Origin of the sequence: Paraburkholderia sp. IMGN_8 (assembly GCF_038050405.1) — a bacterium.
GTDB lineage: Bacteria > Pseudomonadota > Gammaproteobacteria > Burkholderiales > Burkholderiaceae > Paraburkholderia.
The window spans coordinates 616,597-631,330 of record NZ_CP150901.1; the positions used below are offsets into that span (position 1 = coordinate 616,597).

Annotated in this window: 14 protein-coding genes; 10 read left to right on the forward strand and 4 right to left on the reverse strand. The window is 62.2% G+C overall.

Annotated elements, in window-relative coordinates:
* The first annotated feature begins 51 nt into the window (after positions 1-51).
* The 4 genes from WN982_RS24055 to araD are packed head-to-tail and all read left to right on the forward strand — an operon-like array spanning position 52 to position 4,709.
* The gene (locus tag WN982_RS24055) at positions 52-1,131 is read left to right on the forward strand and encodes an ABC transporter ATP-binding protein (RefSeq protein WP_341318164.1); all 1,080 of its coding nucleotides are present in this window, start codon (positions 52-54) and stop codon (positions 1,129-1,131) included.
* Positions 1,128-2,006, forward strand: a complete 879-nt coding sequence (locus WN982_RS24060) for a sugar ABC transporter permease (protein ID WP_341318165.1) — start codon at positions 1,128-1,130, stop codon at positions 2,004-2,006. Before WN982_RS24055 ends, WN982_RS24060 begins: the two co-directional genes overlap by 4 nt.
* A complete protein-coding gene (locus WN982_RS24065) occupies positions 2,006-2,932 on the forward strand; it encodes an ABC transporter permease (RefSeq protein ID WP_341318166.1) in 927 nt (308 codons plus the stop codon). Before WN982_RS24060 ends, WN982_RS24065 begins: the two co-directional genes overlap by 1 nt.
* Before the next feature lie 16 nt (positions 2,933-2,948).
* Positions 2,949-4,709 carry an L-arabinonate dehydratase gene (gene araD / locus WN982_RS24070; protein ID WP_341318167.1) on the forward strand — a complete coding sequence of 587 codons (1,761 nt, stop codon included), beginning with the start codon at positions 2,949-2,951 and terminating at the stop codon, positions 4,707-4,709.
* 172 nt (positions 4,710-4,881) lie between these two features.
* Here the strand turns inward: araD and WN982_RS24075 are convergent, their stop codons facing one another.
* Entirely contained in the window at positions 4,882-5,487 is a 606-nt protein-coding gene (locus WN982_RS24075) for a short chain dehydrogenase (RefSeq protein ID WP_341318168.1), read from the reverse strand.
* Between the two features lie 220 nt (positions 5,488-5,707).
* Positions 5,708-6,163, reverse strand: coding sequence for a DUF3005 domain-containing protein (locus WN982_RS24080; protein WP_341319399.1), 456 nt, complete (start codon positions 6,161-6,163; stop codon positions 5,708-5,710).
* 316 nt (positions 6,164-6,479) lie between these two features.
* On the opposite strand from WN982_RS24080, the gene WN982_RS24085 reads away from it, so the two are divergent.
* The 4 genes from WN982_RS24085 (at position 6,480) to WN982_RS24100 (ending at position 10,085) form a co-directional block, all read left to right on the forward strand.
* Positions 6,480-6,713: a hypothetical protein gene (locus WN982_RS24085; RefSeq protein ID WP_013342515.1), complete on the forward strand. Its 234-nt coding sequence runs from the start codon at positions 6,480-6,482 to the stop codon at positions 6,711-6,713.
* 92 nt (positions 6,714-6,805) lie between these two features.
* The gene (gene epsC, locus WN982_RS24090) at positions 6,806-7,732 is read left to right on the forward strand and encodes a serine O-acetyltransferase EpsC (RefSeq protein WP_341318169.1); all 927 of its coding nucleotides are present in this window, start codon (positions 6,806-6,808) and stop codon (positions 7,730-7,732) included.
* 61 nt (positions 7,733-7,793) lie between these two features.
* The gene (locus tag WN982_RS24095) at positions 7,794-8,615 is read left to right on the forward strand and encodes an AraC family transcriptional regulator (RefSeq protein WP_341318170.1); all 822 of its coding nucleotides are present in this window, start codon (positions 7,794-7,796) and stop codon (positions 8,613-8,615) included.
* 564 nt (positions 8,616-9,179) lie between these two features.
* Positions 9,180-10,085 carry a DMT family transporter gene (locus WN982_RS24100; protein ID WP_341318171.1) on the forward strand — a complete coding sequence of 302 codons (906 nt, stop codon included), beginning with the start codon at positions 9,180-9,182 and terminating at the stop codon, positions 10,083-10,085.
* A gap of 160 nt (positions 10,086-10,245) precedes the next feature.
* On the opposite strand, the gene folE is transcribed toward WN982_RS24100, so the two are convergent.
* Complete coding sequence (gene folE / locus WN982_RS24105) at positions 10,246-10,884, reverse strand: GTP cyclohydrolase I FolE (RefSeq protein WP_341318172.1); 639 nt, start codon at positions 10,882-10,884, stop codon at positions 10,246-10,248.
* Between the two features lie 124 nt (positions 10,885-11,008).
* A complete protein-coding gene (locus WN982_RS24110) occupies positions 11,009-11,938 on the reverse strand; it encodes a LysR family transcriptional regulator (protein WP_341318173.1) in 930 nt (309 codons plus the stop codon).
* A 1,285-nt stretch (positions 11,939-13,223) separates the two neighbouring features.
* Between WN982_RS24110 and WN982_RS24115 the strand changes: the two genes are divergently transcribed.
* Positions 13,224-13,922 (forward strand): 3-oxoacid CoA-transferase subunit A, encoded by a 699-nt coding sequence (locus WN982_RS24115; protein ID WP_341318174.1) that lies wholly within the window; start codon positions 13,224-13,226, stop codon positions 13,920-13,922.
* A 13-nt stretch (positions 13,923-13,935) separates the two neighbouring features.
* On the forward strand, positions 13,936-14,595 hold the full coding sequence (locus WN982_RS24120) for a 3-oxoacid CoA-transferase subunit B (RefSeq protein WP_341318175.1): 660 nt from the start codon (positions 13,936-13,938) through the stop codon (positions 14,593-14,595).
* Positions 14,596-14,734: the final 139 nt, after the last annotated feature.

The window sequence follows — 14,734 nt, forward strand, 5'->3', positions numbered from 1 at the left end:
AGTCCGATGAGGCTGTCGCGATTCGCGCGCTATCCGTATCAGGAAACCGCCATGAACCATCACTTTGAGCAGTTGCGGCTCGACTCGGTGAGCCGCAGTTTCACGAATGCGGAAGGCCATGCGATCGCGGCGTTGCAAGGGCTCGACCTGAACATCCGGCGCGGCGAGTTCATCGCGTTGCTGGGACCGTCGGGCTGCGGCAAATCGACGGCACTCAATTGCATCGCCGGTTTGCAGCCGTTAAGCGGCGGCGGCATCTGGCTCGACGACAAACGCATCGACGTGCTGCCGCCGGAAAAGCGCGGTTTCGGCATGGTGTTCCAGAACTATGCGCTGTTTCCGCACATGACGGTGCTCGACAACGTCGGCTTCGGTTTGAAGATGCGCGGGGTCGGCAGGAGCGAAGCCGTGCGGCGTGTGCGTGAGGCGTTGCAGCTCGTACAACTGGTCGGTCATGAACGCAAGCTGCCCGGACAACTTTCGGGTGGTCAGCAGCAGCGTGTCGCGATCGCGCGGGCTATCGTGATCGAACCGCCGCTGATCCTGATGGACGAACCGCTGTCGAATCTCGATACGAAACTGCGCATCGAAATGCGCGCCGAGATTCGCCGCATCCATAGCCAGCTTGAACGCGCGACCCTCTACGTGACGCACGATCAGGACGAAGCGTTGTCGATGGCGGACCGCATCGTCGTGATGAAAGAGGGCGTGGTGCAGCAGATCGCGACGCCGAAAGAGGTCTATACGCGGCCCCAGAACTTGCATGTCGCACGCTTCATGGGTTATCGCAATGTCGTCGAATTCACGCTCGAAGGCATGCAGGGCGAAGGCGTTGTGGTAAGCGCGAACGGCGTGCGTCTGATCGGCACCCCGATGGCCGGTTTCAACAGCAAGCGCGTGAGCGTCGCGCTGCGTCCCGAGGATATGGAACGTGCCGGGCCGGGCGCGGAAAACGCGTTCGACGCGTTGGTGACCACGGTCGAATACGGCGGGCACGATTCGCTATTGCGCGTGAAGACGGCATTCGGCGAGTTGTGGGCGCGTATCGCGGGCGAGTTCGCCCAAGGCGAGCGAATCAGCTTGCGCGTGGCGCCGTCATGCACGCTCGTCTATGACGAAGACGCGCCATGAACACGGGCACGCTGTCGCCTCCACTTGCTCCGCGCGACACCAAAGCGTGGCTCGTCGCGCCAGCTTTGATCTTCATCGTCGCGTTGTTCATCTATCCGTTTGCGTATGGTCTGGTGCTGTCGTTCCGGCCGATGAACGGCGGTGGCCTGTGGGCCAACTATCTGACGTTCTTCACCGATACGTCGATGTGGCCGACCATCATCGTCACGTTGAAGCTCGCGGTGCCCGCGACGCTCATCAATGTCGGCGTGTCGGTCCCGGTGGCGTTCGCGCTGCGCCGCAGTTCGCCCTATCAGAAGTTCGTCACGACGCTGCTGGTGATTCCGGTCACGCTCGGCACCGTGCTGATCGCCGACGGCATGCTCACGTACTTCGGTCCGAACGGCTGGTTTCCGCAGGCCTTGCAGGGCCTGCATCTCTATTCGGATGAAGTGCGTCTCACGCATAACTTCTGGGGCGTGCTGATCTCGCTGATCGTGTCGGGCTTTCCGTTTGCGTTTCTGTTGACGCTGTCGTACGTAACGGGCATCGATCCGACGCTGGCAAGCGCCGCGGCAACATTGGGCGCGAGTCCGTGGCAGCAGTTTCGCCGCATCTATCTGCCGCTGCTGGTGCCGGGTTTGACGATGGCCGCGTGCCTGTCGTTCGTGCAGGCATTCTCGGTGTTTCCATCGGCGGTGCTGCTCGGTGCGCCCGCCGGCCCGACGCGCGTGATGTCGATCGCCGCGGCTGAAGCCGCGTTCGAGAGCTACGACTATTCGCTTGCGTCCGCGATCGCGATGGTGATGGGCTTCGTGCAATTGGTGGTGGTCGCCGCGATGCTCGGCGCGCGCCGCTTTTTCTACAGCGGCCCGGTGACGGGAGGCAAAGGCTGATGGCAACCGATCACCATGCGACACATCCTTCGTGGGCCGCGTCATCATCAAACGGCGACGACGGCGCCCGGCAACCCAGCAAGCGCATCAAACAACGCGGCAGTTTGCCGGGCCGCGCGTGGCAGGTGCTGGTGTGGGGCGCGATGGTGTTTTTCCTCGTCAACGTGGTGCTGCTGATCGCGACGGTCGCGGTCAACTCGGTGGCGACGCGCTGGTTCGGCACCTTGTTGCCGCAAGGCTTCACGCTGCATTGGTATGCGCAGGCGTGGCGCGACTTCCAGTTGGCGAGCGTGTTGTGGGTCACCGTTGAAGTGGTCGGCGCGGTGGTGCTGTTGTCGGTCCTGCTCGGCGTACCTGCGGCCTATGCGCTTGCGCGCGTGCAATTTCCGGGCAAGCGCATGGCAATGCTGATTTTCCTGCTGCCGTTGATGGTGCCGCCCGTCACCTACGGCATTCCAATGGCGACCGTGATGTACAAGATCGGTCTGGCGGGCACCCTCGGCGGCGTGATTCTCGCGAATCTCGTGCCCGCACTGCCGTTCGTCATTCTGGTGATGACACCGTTCATTGAACAGATCGATCCGAATCTCGAAGCGGCGGCGCGCATTTTCGGCGCCAACACCTTCCGCTATTTCCGCTACGTGCTGCTGCCTTTGCTGGTGCCCGGCATGCTGGCGGCCGGCCTGCTCGTGCTGGTGCGCACCATCGGCCTGTTCGAGCTGACATTTTTTACTGCCGGCCCCGCGACGCAAACATTGGTGGTCGCGTTGTACTACGCTGTATTTTCAACCGGCGTGCGCGCACCGCAGTCGATCGACGCGATGGCGATGGTCTACATGGCGATCACGCTGATCTGGGTGCTGATCGCGCTGCAATTCGTCAGCCCGACGCAGATCGTGTCGCGTGTGAAGGAACAGAAGCGCTGACGAAAAATGAAAGGACATGGTGGAGCAGACGTTGACGAAGAGAAAAACGCCAGAAGAGTTGCGCAGCCATCGCTGGTATGGGGTGAACGATATGCGTTCGTTCGGCCATCGCTCGCGTACCGCGCAAATGGGCTATAGCCGCGAGGAATATGCGGGTAAGCCGGTGATCGCGATCCTCAACACGTGGAGCGAGATCAATTCTTGCCACACGCATTTCAGGCAGCGTGTCGAGGAAGTGAAGCGCGGCATCTGGCAGGCCGGCGGCTTTCCGGTCGAGCTGCCGGTGCAGACACTCGCCGAGCCGTTCCAGAAGCCCACCACGATGCTCTACCGCAACTTCCTCGCGATGGAAGCCGAGGAGACGCTGCGTTCGTATCCTGCCGATGGCGCAGTGCTGATGGGCGGTTGCGACAAGACCACGCCCGCCTTGCTGATGGGTGCGATCTCGATGGATCTGCCGGCCATCTTCCTGCCCGCCGGGCCGATGCTGCGCGGTAACTGGAACGGCGCGACGCTCGGTTCCGGATCGGACACCTGGAAGTACTGGGCCGATCTGCGCGCGGGCAAGATCACCGAGGAAGACTGGCAAGGCGTCGAAGGCGGCATTGCGCGCTCGCCCGGCCACTGCATGACGATGGGCACCGCGTCGACGATGACGAGTGCCGCCGAAGCGCTCGGCTTCACGCTGCCCGGCTTCGCGTCGATTCCCGCGGTGGATTCGCGGCATGCGCAGATGGCGGCGAAAACCGGCATGCGGATTGTCGAGATGGTATGGGAGGACCTGAAGCCATCGGACCTGATCACCGCCGGTTCGATCGACAACGCGGTGACCACCTGCCTCGCGCTATCCGGCTCGACCAACGCGATCGTCCACATGATCGCACTCGCGCGCCGCGCGGGAGTCGATCTGACGCTCGATCGCTACGACGAGCTCGCGCGCCGCACACCGGTGCTCGCGAACATCCGTCCGACCGGCGCGTACCTGATGGAAGACTTTTTCTACGCAGGCGGTTTGCCGGCGATGCTCGCCGAACTGGGCGACCTGATCGACCGCTCGCAGAAAACCGTCAATGGCCGAACGCTCGGCGAAAACCTCGAAGGCGCGAAGATTTTCAACGACGACGTGATTCGCCGGCGCAGCGCACCGCTGCTGCCGGATAACGGCCTCGCGGTGCTCCACGGCAACATCGCGCCCGACGGCGCCGTCATCAAACCGGGCGCCGCCGAGCCCAGGCTGCTGGTGCACACCGGGCGCGCGGTGGTGTTCAAGGATTACAACGACATGGCCGCACGCATCGACGACGACGCGCTCGACATCGACGAAAACAGCGTGATCGTGCTCCAGCACGCCGGGCCGGTGGGGGCTCCGGGCATGCCCGAATGGGGGCAACTACCGATCCCGCGGAAATTGCTGCAAAAAGGCGTACGCGATATGTTGCGCATATCGGATGCACGGATGAGCGGGACGAGTTACGGCGCCTGCGTGTTGCACGTCGCGCCGGAGTCGTTCATCGGCGGGCCGTTTGCGTTGGTGCGGAACGGCGACCTGATCGAACTCGACGTGCCGCGACGCAAGCTCAATCTGCTGATATCCGACGACGAACTGGCGCGCCGCAAGGCCGCCTGGGTCGAGCCCGCGCCGCGCTTTACACGTGGCTACGGGGCGCTGCATCAGGTACATGTGATGCAGGCGAATAAAGGATGCGACTTCGATTTCTTGCAGCGCGGCGGCGCGAACGCGGAGGCGGACGCAGCCGGCGAGCCGGAGATTCACTGAGTTTGCCGAGGGCCGTCGAGAGCAGTCGAGAGCCATGAAAGGGCCATAGAGCCACTACACGCTGAGAGGGGGCGCGATGCGGCTGGGCCGCATCGCGTGACCTAAGCCTGAGCCTGGGGCTGCACCTGCGCCTCGTGACCGAGGCCGTTCAAAACCGCAATCGGTGACCCAATCAATAACCCACGCGATATACGCGGCCCGTTTGCGCGCCTTCGACGCTGCGCACGTAGGCCAATGCGGCGCGCTGAGCCGTCACGGGCTCGAAGCCACGGAAGTAGGGTGCAAAAGCGTCGAGCGATTCGGTCAGCACCGTCGGGCTCACCACATTGATGCGGATGCCGCGCGGCAGTTCGATCGCGGCGGCCCGCACGAAACCTTCCAATGCCAGATTCACCGTGGTTGCATTCGCGCCTTCGCGAATCGGCTCGTCGCCGACGATGCCGCTCGTCAGCGTAAACGAGCCGCCGTCATTCACGTATTGCTGGGCGGCCAGCACCACGTTGATCTGGCCCATCAGCTTGTCGCGCAGTCCAACCCAGAACTGTTCGATGCTCATCTCCGGCAGCGGGCCGAAATGCAGCTTGCCGGTGGCCGTCACAACGCCGTCCACTTTGCCGATCTCGCGAAAGAGCCGCTCGATGCTCGCCGGGTCGGTGCTGTCGACGCGATACTGGCCGCGCGTCGCGCCCACTTCGATGACTTCATGGCGCGCCTTCAATTCCGCTGTCACTGCCTGGCCGAGGGTGCCGGTTGCGCCGATCACCACGATTTTTTTCATCTGCTGCTCCGTTGAGGGTTAAATGTGCAGGCCATTGTGTCGGCATTGGATGAGTGGAAAAAGCCACTATGGCGTGCAGGTCCTGCAACCAGGGGTTTCTAATCCAGACACAAAGCGCACACCGCCATTCAAACGGTATGCGCTTAATAGATCCTTTATTAATAGGTGTCTGCGGCCAGATTCAAACGTCTGAGTAAGCCACGTGCAAAGCGGGAACGATTTATGTCGCCCGATGTAATTCAATCACGCGCGTGGGCCGGAGATGATTCAGGGCGTAATGGCTGCGGCCGCGTTCGCTGTGGCTGCCGACCGGGAGCGGGTCGTCGAACTGATGATCGGCTGAATGTGCCGCTTGCGGTTCGATCATGCCTTTGTCGATCACCGTGTAGCCCGGTTCGAGCGCCAGCAGCAGATGATTGCCTCCGACGCGGCTGTCGAAGCCGGCCATGCCGTCGTGCGACTCCGGCACGCTGTTGCAGAGGGTCGCATTGCTGGTGATGATCTCGTCGACGGCAATCGGGCTGTGGCTCGCGATTCGTGCAGCCTCGCGGTTTTTGCCGTCGGTGTCGACGGTGCTGTCGTGCGTGCGATCGTTGTGCAGTTCCGCCGTGCTCGGGCGAGCGGCGCCCGGAAGCCTGGCCGCGTCTGCTCGCTTGTTGATATCGGTGCTGTTCATCATGTTTTCTCCGGTGAAGAGGACATGGTTGAAGTACAGCAAAACCCGTTCCGTAAAGCGCGACGCCTGTGCGCGTCCGAGTTGCGCCGCGACTGCGTCGCGGCCTAGGCGGAAGGGGGCTTTCACCTGGCGATTGCGCCCGAGATTCTTTTCGTTTTTTTTAATGGACGCTTATTTTCTACAGAGTATGATCTTACTCCGGCGAGCGGAGCGCAGTTAAATCGACGACATTTGCCTGGCTGTTTCGGCATGGCGGGCATGGAACGGCGGCGCGCTAACTCAAAACATTTTACGGGGCCGTCAGGGCGGGTGACACATGCATTTCGATGCTGCATTCACACATCGCGGCTACTTGCTGAATTGCGCGCCGGCGCGCGCGGGCGATGGCAGTTGGCAACCTTATGTGGTCATTTCTCGCTCGAGCGACGGCGAGCTGGTCGCCAACCGTTTTTTCCCCACCGATCTGCGCTTTCCCGACGAAGCAGCCGCCATCGCGCACGCGCGCGACTGGGCGGTGCGCTGGATTGACGCGAGCAGCGTCACCATCTGAATCGCATCCGGCGGCGGCGGGCTGCGGAAAAACGCGGTAATCTCTCAGGACAATCACTCTGAACCGTGCCCACGGCACGGCGCCGTCCTTTCATGCCTAACGTGCCTTCCCCCAACTGGGGTCTCGAACAGATCGTCGCGGACCTGCGTGCGTCGCGCGAAGAATTGCATCGCACGCGCCATCCGCGCGGCATTCGCGAGTTGCCGTCGCGCGAAGCCGTGGCCGGCATTGTCGCCGGCCTGCGGGCGGCGCTGTTTCCTACGCATTACGGCGCCCCCGATCTGACCGACGAAACCGTCGATTACTACGTCGGCCATACGCTCGAAAGCACCTTGCGATTGCTCGCCGAACAGATCCGCCGCGCACTGCGCTTTCTGCCTGAATTCGGCGAAACACCCGAGGCGGAACTGAAGGAGCGCGCCTTCAATGTCGCGCGCGAGTTCGGCACGCAGTTGCCGGGCATTCGCGCGTTGCTGGTCAGCGATATTCAGGCCGCTTTTACCGGTGATCCGGCCGCGCAGCACATCACCGAAATTCTGCTTTGCTATCCGGGCGTGTGGGCGATGACGCACCACCGTCTCGCGCACGCGCTGCATCGGCTCGGTGTGCCGTTGCTGGCGCGCTTCATCAACGAGATCGCGCATTCTGCGACCGGCATCGATATTCACCCGGGCGCGGCCATCGGGCCGAGCTTTTTTATCGACCACGGCACGGGCGTCGTGATCGGCGAGACCGCGATCATCGGCGAGCGCGTGCGTCTTTATCAGGCCGTGACGCTCGGCGCGAAGAGCTTTGCCGCCGATATCGACGGCACGCTGCTCAAGGGCAACGCGCGCCATCCGATCGTCGAGGACGACGTGGTGATCTACGCCGGCGCGACGATTCTCGGCCGCGTGACGATCGGGCGCGGCTCGGTGATCGGCGGCAATGTGTGGCTCACGCATAGCGTGCCGCCTGGCAGTAGCGTCTCGCAAGGCAAGATTCGCGAAGGCGACCGTAATGATGAGGTGCGCCGTTGATGTGCGCGTTGGCTTGCACGTTGGTGCGCAGTTTGCCGTTTCCCGGTTGAGGAGCGAGTCCATGTCGCGCGGCCGTGTTCATATGCCTCGTTGCGCGATTGCCGGCGTCGAAGCGACGGTGGCAGAAACCGCGCACTCGTTTCCACGTCATTCGCATGATCGCTTCGGAGTGGGGGTGATCGTCAGCGGTGGACATCGATCGGCGAGCGGACGCGGTGTGGTCGAAGCGCGCGCGAACGACGCGATCATGGTCAATCCCGGTGAAGTGCACGATGGCAGTCCGCTCGATGAGCGTGGCCGTGCATGGCGCATGCTGTACTTCGAGCCGTCGATGTTGGGCGGCGTCGTCTGTGAGCTGGGCGGTGTCGCCGCGGAGGAGATCGAGCTTACGCAGCCCGTCGCGCGGGATCCATTGCTGAAAGTGCTGTTTGAGCGGCTCTTTGCAGTTTCTGTTGAAGCGCAATTCGTGCCCGACGATCTGGTGCGCGAAGAAGCGTTGCTTGGGTTGCTGGGGTATCTTGTGAGGCGTCACGCGACTATGCATACGCGTGCGTCTTCGGTGGATGCGTTGGGGCCTATTGCACGTGCTAAGGCTCGTATTGACGATGATCCTTCTTCAGCGCTTACGCTTGCTGATCTTGCTGCGGATTCTGGCTTGAGCCGATTTCAATTGCTGCGAGGCTTCGCTCATGAGATGGGGCTGCCGCCTCACGCTTATCGGATGCAGCGGCGGGTTGGGCTCGCGAGGCAACTCATCGCGCGTGGTGTACCGCTTGTGGATGCTGCTGCCGCTGCTGGGTTTTCTGATCAGAGTCATATGACGCGGGCTTTTGTGCGGTTGCTTGGGGTTACGCCGGCTAGTTATGCCGCAGCAGTGCGGTGAGGTTTTTCTGGTTGCCTACGGCGTTGGCCTTTTCTTGTTCTGTTTGCCTGCGCGGCGCTTCGTTCTCTGTGCCTACGGCGTTGCCTTTCCTTGCTTTGATATTGGTTTATTAGCGTTGCCCCTGTGCGGGGCGGCACCTACTTTTCTTTGTCCACCAAGTGGACTTCCTTCGGGGCGCCGGCCGCAAAGAAAAGTAGGCAAAAGAAAGCGGCTAGAACCGCAAATTCTTAAGCGGGTTCCTCGCGCAGTCGCGGTAGTGGAGCATCTGGAATCTGTGTTCTCGCACATTCCACCGTGGTGACAAGGCAGTCATACTTCCGGCGGCGCTGCGCGCGCCGACAGGTACTTCTCAATCCGTACGCCCGGTTCGAGCCCGCAGGTACTTTCTGAATCGGTATGCCTGGCTCGCGCCTGCAGGCACTTCCTAAAACCGTAATCCAGCTTTGCGCCGACGGGTACTTCTTAAACCATACGCCAAGCTCGCGTCGCTGCAATTTCGTTCAAGACCTTTCGGCTGCCCCGCCTCTAATCTGCTTGCTCACTCCAACGAATGAGGATGGCAGCATGAATTCGCGCTATGCGGGATACCTGTTCTGTGCGCTGGCGATGATCGGCGTCGGCAGCACGGTGGTCGTCAGCAAATCGATTGCGACAGGATTGCCGCCGTTCAGCGCGACCGCGTTGCGTTTTGCGATTGCGCTTCCGGTGTTCGTGCTAGTGATGCGCTGGCGCGGTGTGCGCTGGCCGCGCCTCGATCGGCGTGACACGCTGCTGGTGATCGCGCAGGCCGGCGCGGGTAGCGTCGGTTATACGGTGTTGCTGATCAGCGGCATGAAGCTTGCGTCGGCGGCCGATGCGGGTGTGATCGCAGGTACCTTGCCGGCTGTCTCCGCGCTGGTCGCGATGCTCGCGCTCGGCGAGCGGCCCGCACCCGCGTTGATCGGCGCGATCGTCCTCGCGACTTTGGGCGTGCTGGTGTGTACCGTGCATATCGACGATTTTGCCGCGCCGCATGCGGCCAGTTCACTGACGGGTAATGCGCTGGTGTTCGCGGCGATCGTCTGCGAGGCACTGTTCATCCTGCTCAATCGCAAATTGCGCACGCCCGTTGCGGCGTTGCCGTTGTCTGCCTTGATGTGCGGTATCGGCTTCGCGGTCGCGATCGTGCCGGCATGTTTAGAAAAACCCTGGAGCGTGCCGTTCGATGCGAACGCGCTGAGCGGCGTGGTGTACTACGCGCTTGTGCCGACCGTGGCGGGCTTCGTTCTCTGGTATGCGGGCGCCGCGCGTATCAGCGGCGCGGAAGCGGGGCTGATGACCGCGCTCGTGCCGGTGAGCGCGGTCGCATTGGCCGCTGTCGTGTTGCGCGAGCCGGTCAGTGCGGCGCAACTCGCGGGCGTCGCGTGCGTGCTCGGTGCAGTGCTGCTCGCCACTTTCGGCCAGATGCGTACGGCGCGCAGCACAGCGTGAGGCGCGGCTCGAGCGACATCAGGAATCGAGCAGCGGTTCGAGACTGCGGCACGAAGCGTGGCCGCATTGCTCGCCGCGTTGGCCGGATACGGGCGACGCGCGGCAACGCCAGAGGGGCACTAAGTGGCATTCGATGCCGCAGCGCTACCGGTCTCGCCGCTTACGTATTAGCGACCGAGACCACGCCCGGATTGCCGACGATCGCCAGAAACTCGCGACGCGTCGATGGATCAGTTCGGAACGTGCCGAGCATGCGCGAGGTGACCATCGTGACGCCGGCCTTATGTACGCCACGTGTCGACATGCATTGATGCGCGGCTTCGAGAATCACGCCGACGCCTTCCGGTTGCAGCACGTCGTTCAACGTGTCGGCGATCTGCACCGTCATCTTTTCCTGAATCTGCAGACGCTTGGCGAACGCATCGACGAGACGCGCCAGCTTCGAGATGCCTACCACCCGATGCCCCGGTATATAGGCGACGTGTGCGCGGCCGATGATCGGCACCATGTGATGTTCGCAATAGCTTTCGAAGCGGATGTCTTTCAGCACGATCATTTCGTCGTAGCCGTCCACTTCGGAGAAGGTGCGGACGAGGAGTTCGCGCGGATCGATCTGATAGCCCGCGAAGAACTCCTCATAGGAACGCACCACGCGCGCCGGTGTATCGCGGAGACCCTCGCGCTGCGGATCGTCGCCGGCCCAACGCAGCAGCACGCGTACCGCTGCTTCAGCTTCCTCGCGGCTTGGGCGTTCCGGTGCGGCTGCGGGTTTGGTTTTCTTTGCCTTGCTGCTGGTCATCCGTCGCTCCTCTGGGATCGCGCGTCGACGCTAAATGGAGCGCGCGGGTTCAATGAGTGAGGCCATTGTTCCATGTTTTGTGCCGGGTCGTGCTGATGTCCCCGTTCGCTGTCGGGGCGCGCGGCTATTTCGGCCACTCGTCCTTAGCGTCGTTGAAGAGTTCGGCGACGACGCCGCGCAGCCAGCTCGCGCGCGGATCGTTATGAAACTTGCGATGCCAGTGCTGCCGCAGATCGAAGCGCGGCAACGGCAACGGTGGTTCGACGAGCGTGATCGACGCGTGCTCCGAGACGTACGCGAAGCCGATCGCGTGCGGCACTGTCGCGAGCAGATCGGTGCGCGCGAGGATGAACGGCAGGCTCATGAAGTGAGGTGTTTCGAGCACGGCGCGGCGCTTGATGCGTTTCTTTTCGAGGTATAGCTCGAGCACTTCCTGGCTGCGTCCTTCGGCGCGGACCACGGCGTGGCCTGACGCCACGTACTGGGGCAGTGTGAGCGGCGCTTTTGAGAGTGGGTGACCCGTGCGCATCAGGCAGATGAATCGATGGGTAAAGAGACGCTGCTGGAAGAAGTTGTTGCCGGAGAGGTCGGGGAAATAACCGACGGCCAGATCGACGTCACCCGATTCGAGTCCGCGTTCGACATGCGAGGGCGACAGCGACACCGAGCGCAGATTCGCGTTGGGTGCGCGTTCGGCGAAGAGCTGCAGCAGACGTGGCAAGAAGACGATTTCGCCGACGTCGGATAGCGCGATGGAGAACGTGTGGGTGCTGGTTGCGGGGTCGAAGTCTTGCACGTCGAGCATGCCTTTTTCGATACGCAGGAGCGCGTCACGGGCAGCGGGGAGGATCGCTAGCGCTCGCGGTGTGGGTTCCATGCCGCGGGATGTGCGCACGAAGAGCGGATCGTCGAAGTATTCCCGCAAACGGCCTAGTGCGGTGCTGACGCGTGGTTGGCTTACTCCTAGCTGCTCGGCAGCGCGGCTGACATTGCGGGTGTCTTCCATTGCTACCAGGTAGGGGATCAGGTTTAGGTCTAGAGCTAGGTCTGGCATTTTTTTGCCTGCGGCGCTATGGAGGGGTATTCGCTATCTGGATAGAGGGTAGGGGGTTAATTGGTGGGTTGGATAGTGGGGTAAGCCTAGGGTTTGGTCTTTTTGCCTTTGGCGGCGCTATTTGTCTATGTGCCTGCGGGGTTGGCCTTTCCTTGATTTCTTAGTGGTTTATTAGCGTCGCCCCTGTGCGGGGCAGGCACTTACTTTCTTTGCCCACCAAGTGGACTTCCTTCGGGGCGCCGCCGCAAAGAAAGTAAGCAAAGAAAGCGGCTTCACCCCGCTAATTCTTAAGCGGGTCCCCTGGCTTGGAGGAGGTAGTGGAGCATCTGGAATCGGTGTTCTCGCACACTCCGCGCCGGTGACAAGGCAGTCATACTTCCGGCGGCGCTGCGCGCGCCGACGCGGTACTTCATCAAACCGCTCGCCAATTTCGCATCTACGTTTTGCCCGGCGCGGTGGCTCACCGTCCGTTCCCCATGCCTCGCCGCGGCGCTCGCGTTTTGTCCGGCGCGGTGGCCCGCCGTTGCATTGCCAATCTTCACTGTAGTACCGGCTCTTCGCTCCGCGTGATGGCCCGCACTCGCACATTCGGGCGCTTCGCCGAGGCGGAGCCGATGGCCCCCGCCGCGCGCAAACGAAGTCACTGGTTTCCCTCGCTGACCGTTCCGGCGAGCACGTAGTGCGAGGCGGGAAGAATGATGCCGGATGCGCCAATCTGCGATCGGTGTTGGGAAGTACCGCTGCGGCGCGCGCAGCGCCGCCGGAAGTATGACTGCCTTGTCACCGGCGCGGAGTGTGCGAGAACACTGATTCCAGATGCTCCACTGCCTCCTCCAAGCCAGGGGACCCGCTTAAGAGCTAGCGGTGTGAAGCCGCTTTCTTTGCTTACTTTCTTTGCGGCGGCAAAGAAAGTAAGTGCCTGCCCCGCACAGGGGCGACGCGAATAGACCACTAACAAATCAAGGAAAGGCCAACACACCAGGCACACAGACAAAACCCGCCGGAAGGGCAAAAAACCCACAAAACCCTACCCCAATCCGGTAGGCAAAAACCTATGATTAAGGATTCCCCTGCCTTGACAACCCGCCCGAAGGGCAACCATAATCCGCCGGAACGTTCGCTAATAGAATCACTGTTCACATAACGAACAAACCCACGGCGATGAACCAGCGCTTCCGCCCGGCAAGCACAGCCGGGCAAAACGGCCCGGAGACCGTCCCGCATCAAGCCCGCCTGCAAAGGCGAAAGCCAAAGCGGTACGCAGCGCCCTAAAAGGAAATTCGACATGATCAACAAGATTTTCGAGTCACTTCAATCGGCGGTCGCCGACGTCCATGACGGTGCCACCGTCATGATCGGCGGCTTCGGCACGGCAGGCATGCCGTCCGAACTGATCGACGCGCTCATCGAACAAGGCGCGCGTAATCTCACCATCGTCAACAACAACGCAGGCAACGGCGACATCGGCCTCGCGGCGCTGCTCAAAGCCAAACGCGTGAGCAAAATCATCTGCTCGTTCCCGCGCCAAACCGATTCGTATGTGTTCGACGCGCTCTATCGCGCAGGCGAAATCGAACTCGAACTGGTGCCGCAAGGCAACCTCGCCGAACGCATCCGCGCCGCAGGCGCCGGCATTGGCGGATTCTTCACGCCGACCGGCTACGGCACCGAACTCGCCGAAGGCAAGGAAACCCGTCTGATCGACGGCAAGCACTACGTGCTCGAAGCGCCGCTGCACGCTGACTTCGCGCTGATCAAGGCGTACAAGGGCGATCGCTGGGGCAACCTCGTCTATCGCAAGACAGCCCGCAATTTCGGACCGATCATGGCAAGCGCGGCCAAAACCGCGATCGTTCAGGTGTCGGAAGTGGTGCCGCTCGGCGCACTCGATCCGGAAGTGATCGTCACGCCCGGCATTTTCGTGCAGCGCGTGATCGAGGTGCCGCAAGCGGCACATGAAAACGCAGCCGCCACTGCCGCCTGACCCGGAGACCGACATGAAAAAATTGACCCGCGATGAAATGGCCCGGCGCGTTGCGCTGGATATCCCCGAAGGCGCCTACGTGAACCTCGGCATCGGCGTGCCGACGCTGGTAGCCAACCACCTCGCCGCCGACAAGGAAATCTTCCTGCACAGCGAAAATGGTCTGCTCGGCATGGGCCCCGCACCGGCGCCGGGCGAGGAAGACGACGAACTGATCAACGCCGGCAAGCAGCACGTCACGCTGCTCACGGGCGGTGCCTACTTCCATCACGCGGATTCGTTCGCGATGATGCGCGGCGGCCATCTGGATTTCTGCGTGCTCGGCGCTTTCCAGGTGTCGGCGAAGGGCGACCTCGCGAACTGGCATACCGGCGCGCCCGACGCCATTCCAGCCGTCGGCGGTGCAATGGACCTGGCGATCGGCGCGAAGCAGGTCTACGTGATGATGGAGCACCTGACCAAGCAGGGCGAAAGCAAGATCGCCGCCGAATGCACATATCCGGTAACGGGCATCGCCTGCGTCAATCGCATCTACACCGATCTGGCGATGATCGACGTCACCGATCAAGGCCTCGTCGTGCGCGAGATCTTCTCGGACATCGACTTCGATGCACTGCACAAACTGACCGGCGTGCCGCTGATCGACGGCACCCAATCGGCTCGCGCGGCGTAACCGTAAAGCGCGGCTAAAAGCGGCGCAGAAAGGCGACCCGAACATCATACCGCCACACAAACGCGCGTGAGGCATGCTTCACGCGCGTCACGCGATAGCGCAAATGACGTTCAGGCCGCGTTCGGCGCACAATACGCCG

Coding starts and splice junctions, on each gene's coding strand:
- WN982_RS24075 (WP_341318168.1), bottom strand. CDS start 5,487: ATGAAAAAAATCGTGGTGATCGGCGCAACCGGCACCCTCGGCCAGGCA.
- WN982_RS24080 (WP_341319399.1), bottom strand. CDS start 6,163: ATGAACAGCACCGATATCAACAAGCGAGCAGACGCGGCCAGGCTTCCG.
- araD (WP_341318167.1), top strand. CDS start 2,949: ATGGTGGAGCAGACGTTGACGAAGAGAAAAACGCCAGAAGAGTTGCGC.
- folE (WP_341318172.1), bottom strand. CDS start 10,884: ATGACCAGCAGCAAGGCAAAGAAAACCAAACCCGCAGCCGCACCGGAA.
- WN982_RS24095 (WP_341318170.1), top strand. CDS start 7,794: ATGTCGCGCGGCCGTGTTCATATGCCTCGTTGCGCGATTGCCGGCGTC.
- epsC (WP_341318169.1), top strand. CDS start 6,806: ATGCCTAACGTGCCTTCCCCCAACTGGGGTCTCGAACAGATCGTCGCG.
- WN982_RS24060 (WP_341318165.1), top strand. CDS start 1,128: ATGAACACGGGCACGCTGTCGCCTCCACTTGCTCCGCGCGACACCAAA.
- WN982_RS24100 (WP_341318171.1), top strand. CDS start 9,180: ATGAATTCGCGCTATGCGGGATACCTGTTCTGTGCGCTGGCGATGATC.
- WN982_RS24120 (WP_341318175.1), top strand. CDS start 13,936: ATGAAAAAATTGACCCGCGATGAAATGGCCCGGCGCGTTGCGCTGGAT.
- WN982_RS24110 (WP_341318173.1), bottom strand. CDS start 11,938: ATGCCAGACCTAGCTCTAGACCTAAACCTGATCCCCTACCTGGTAGCA.
- WN982_RS24115 (WP_341318174.1), top strand. CDS start 13,224: ATGATCAACAAGATTTTCGAGTCACTTCAATCGGCGGTCGCCGACGTC.
- WN982_RS24055 (WP_341318164.1), top strand. CDS start 52: ATGAACCATCACTTTGAGCAGTTGCGGCTCGACTCGGTGAGCCGCAGT.
- WN982_RS24085 (WP_013342515.1), top strand. CDS start 6,480: ATGCATTTCGATGCTGCATTCACACATCGCGGCTACTTGCTGAATTGC.
- WN982_RS24065 (WP_341318166.1), top strand. CDS start 2,006: ATGGCAACCGATCACCATGCGACACATCCTTCGTGGGCCGCGTCATCA.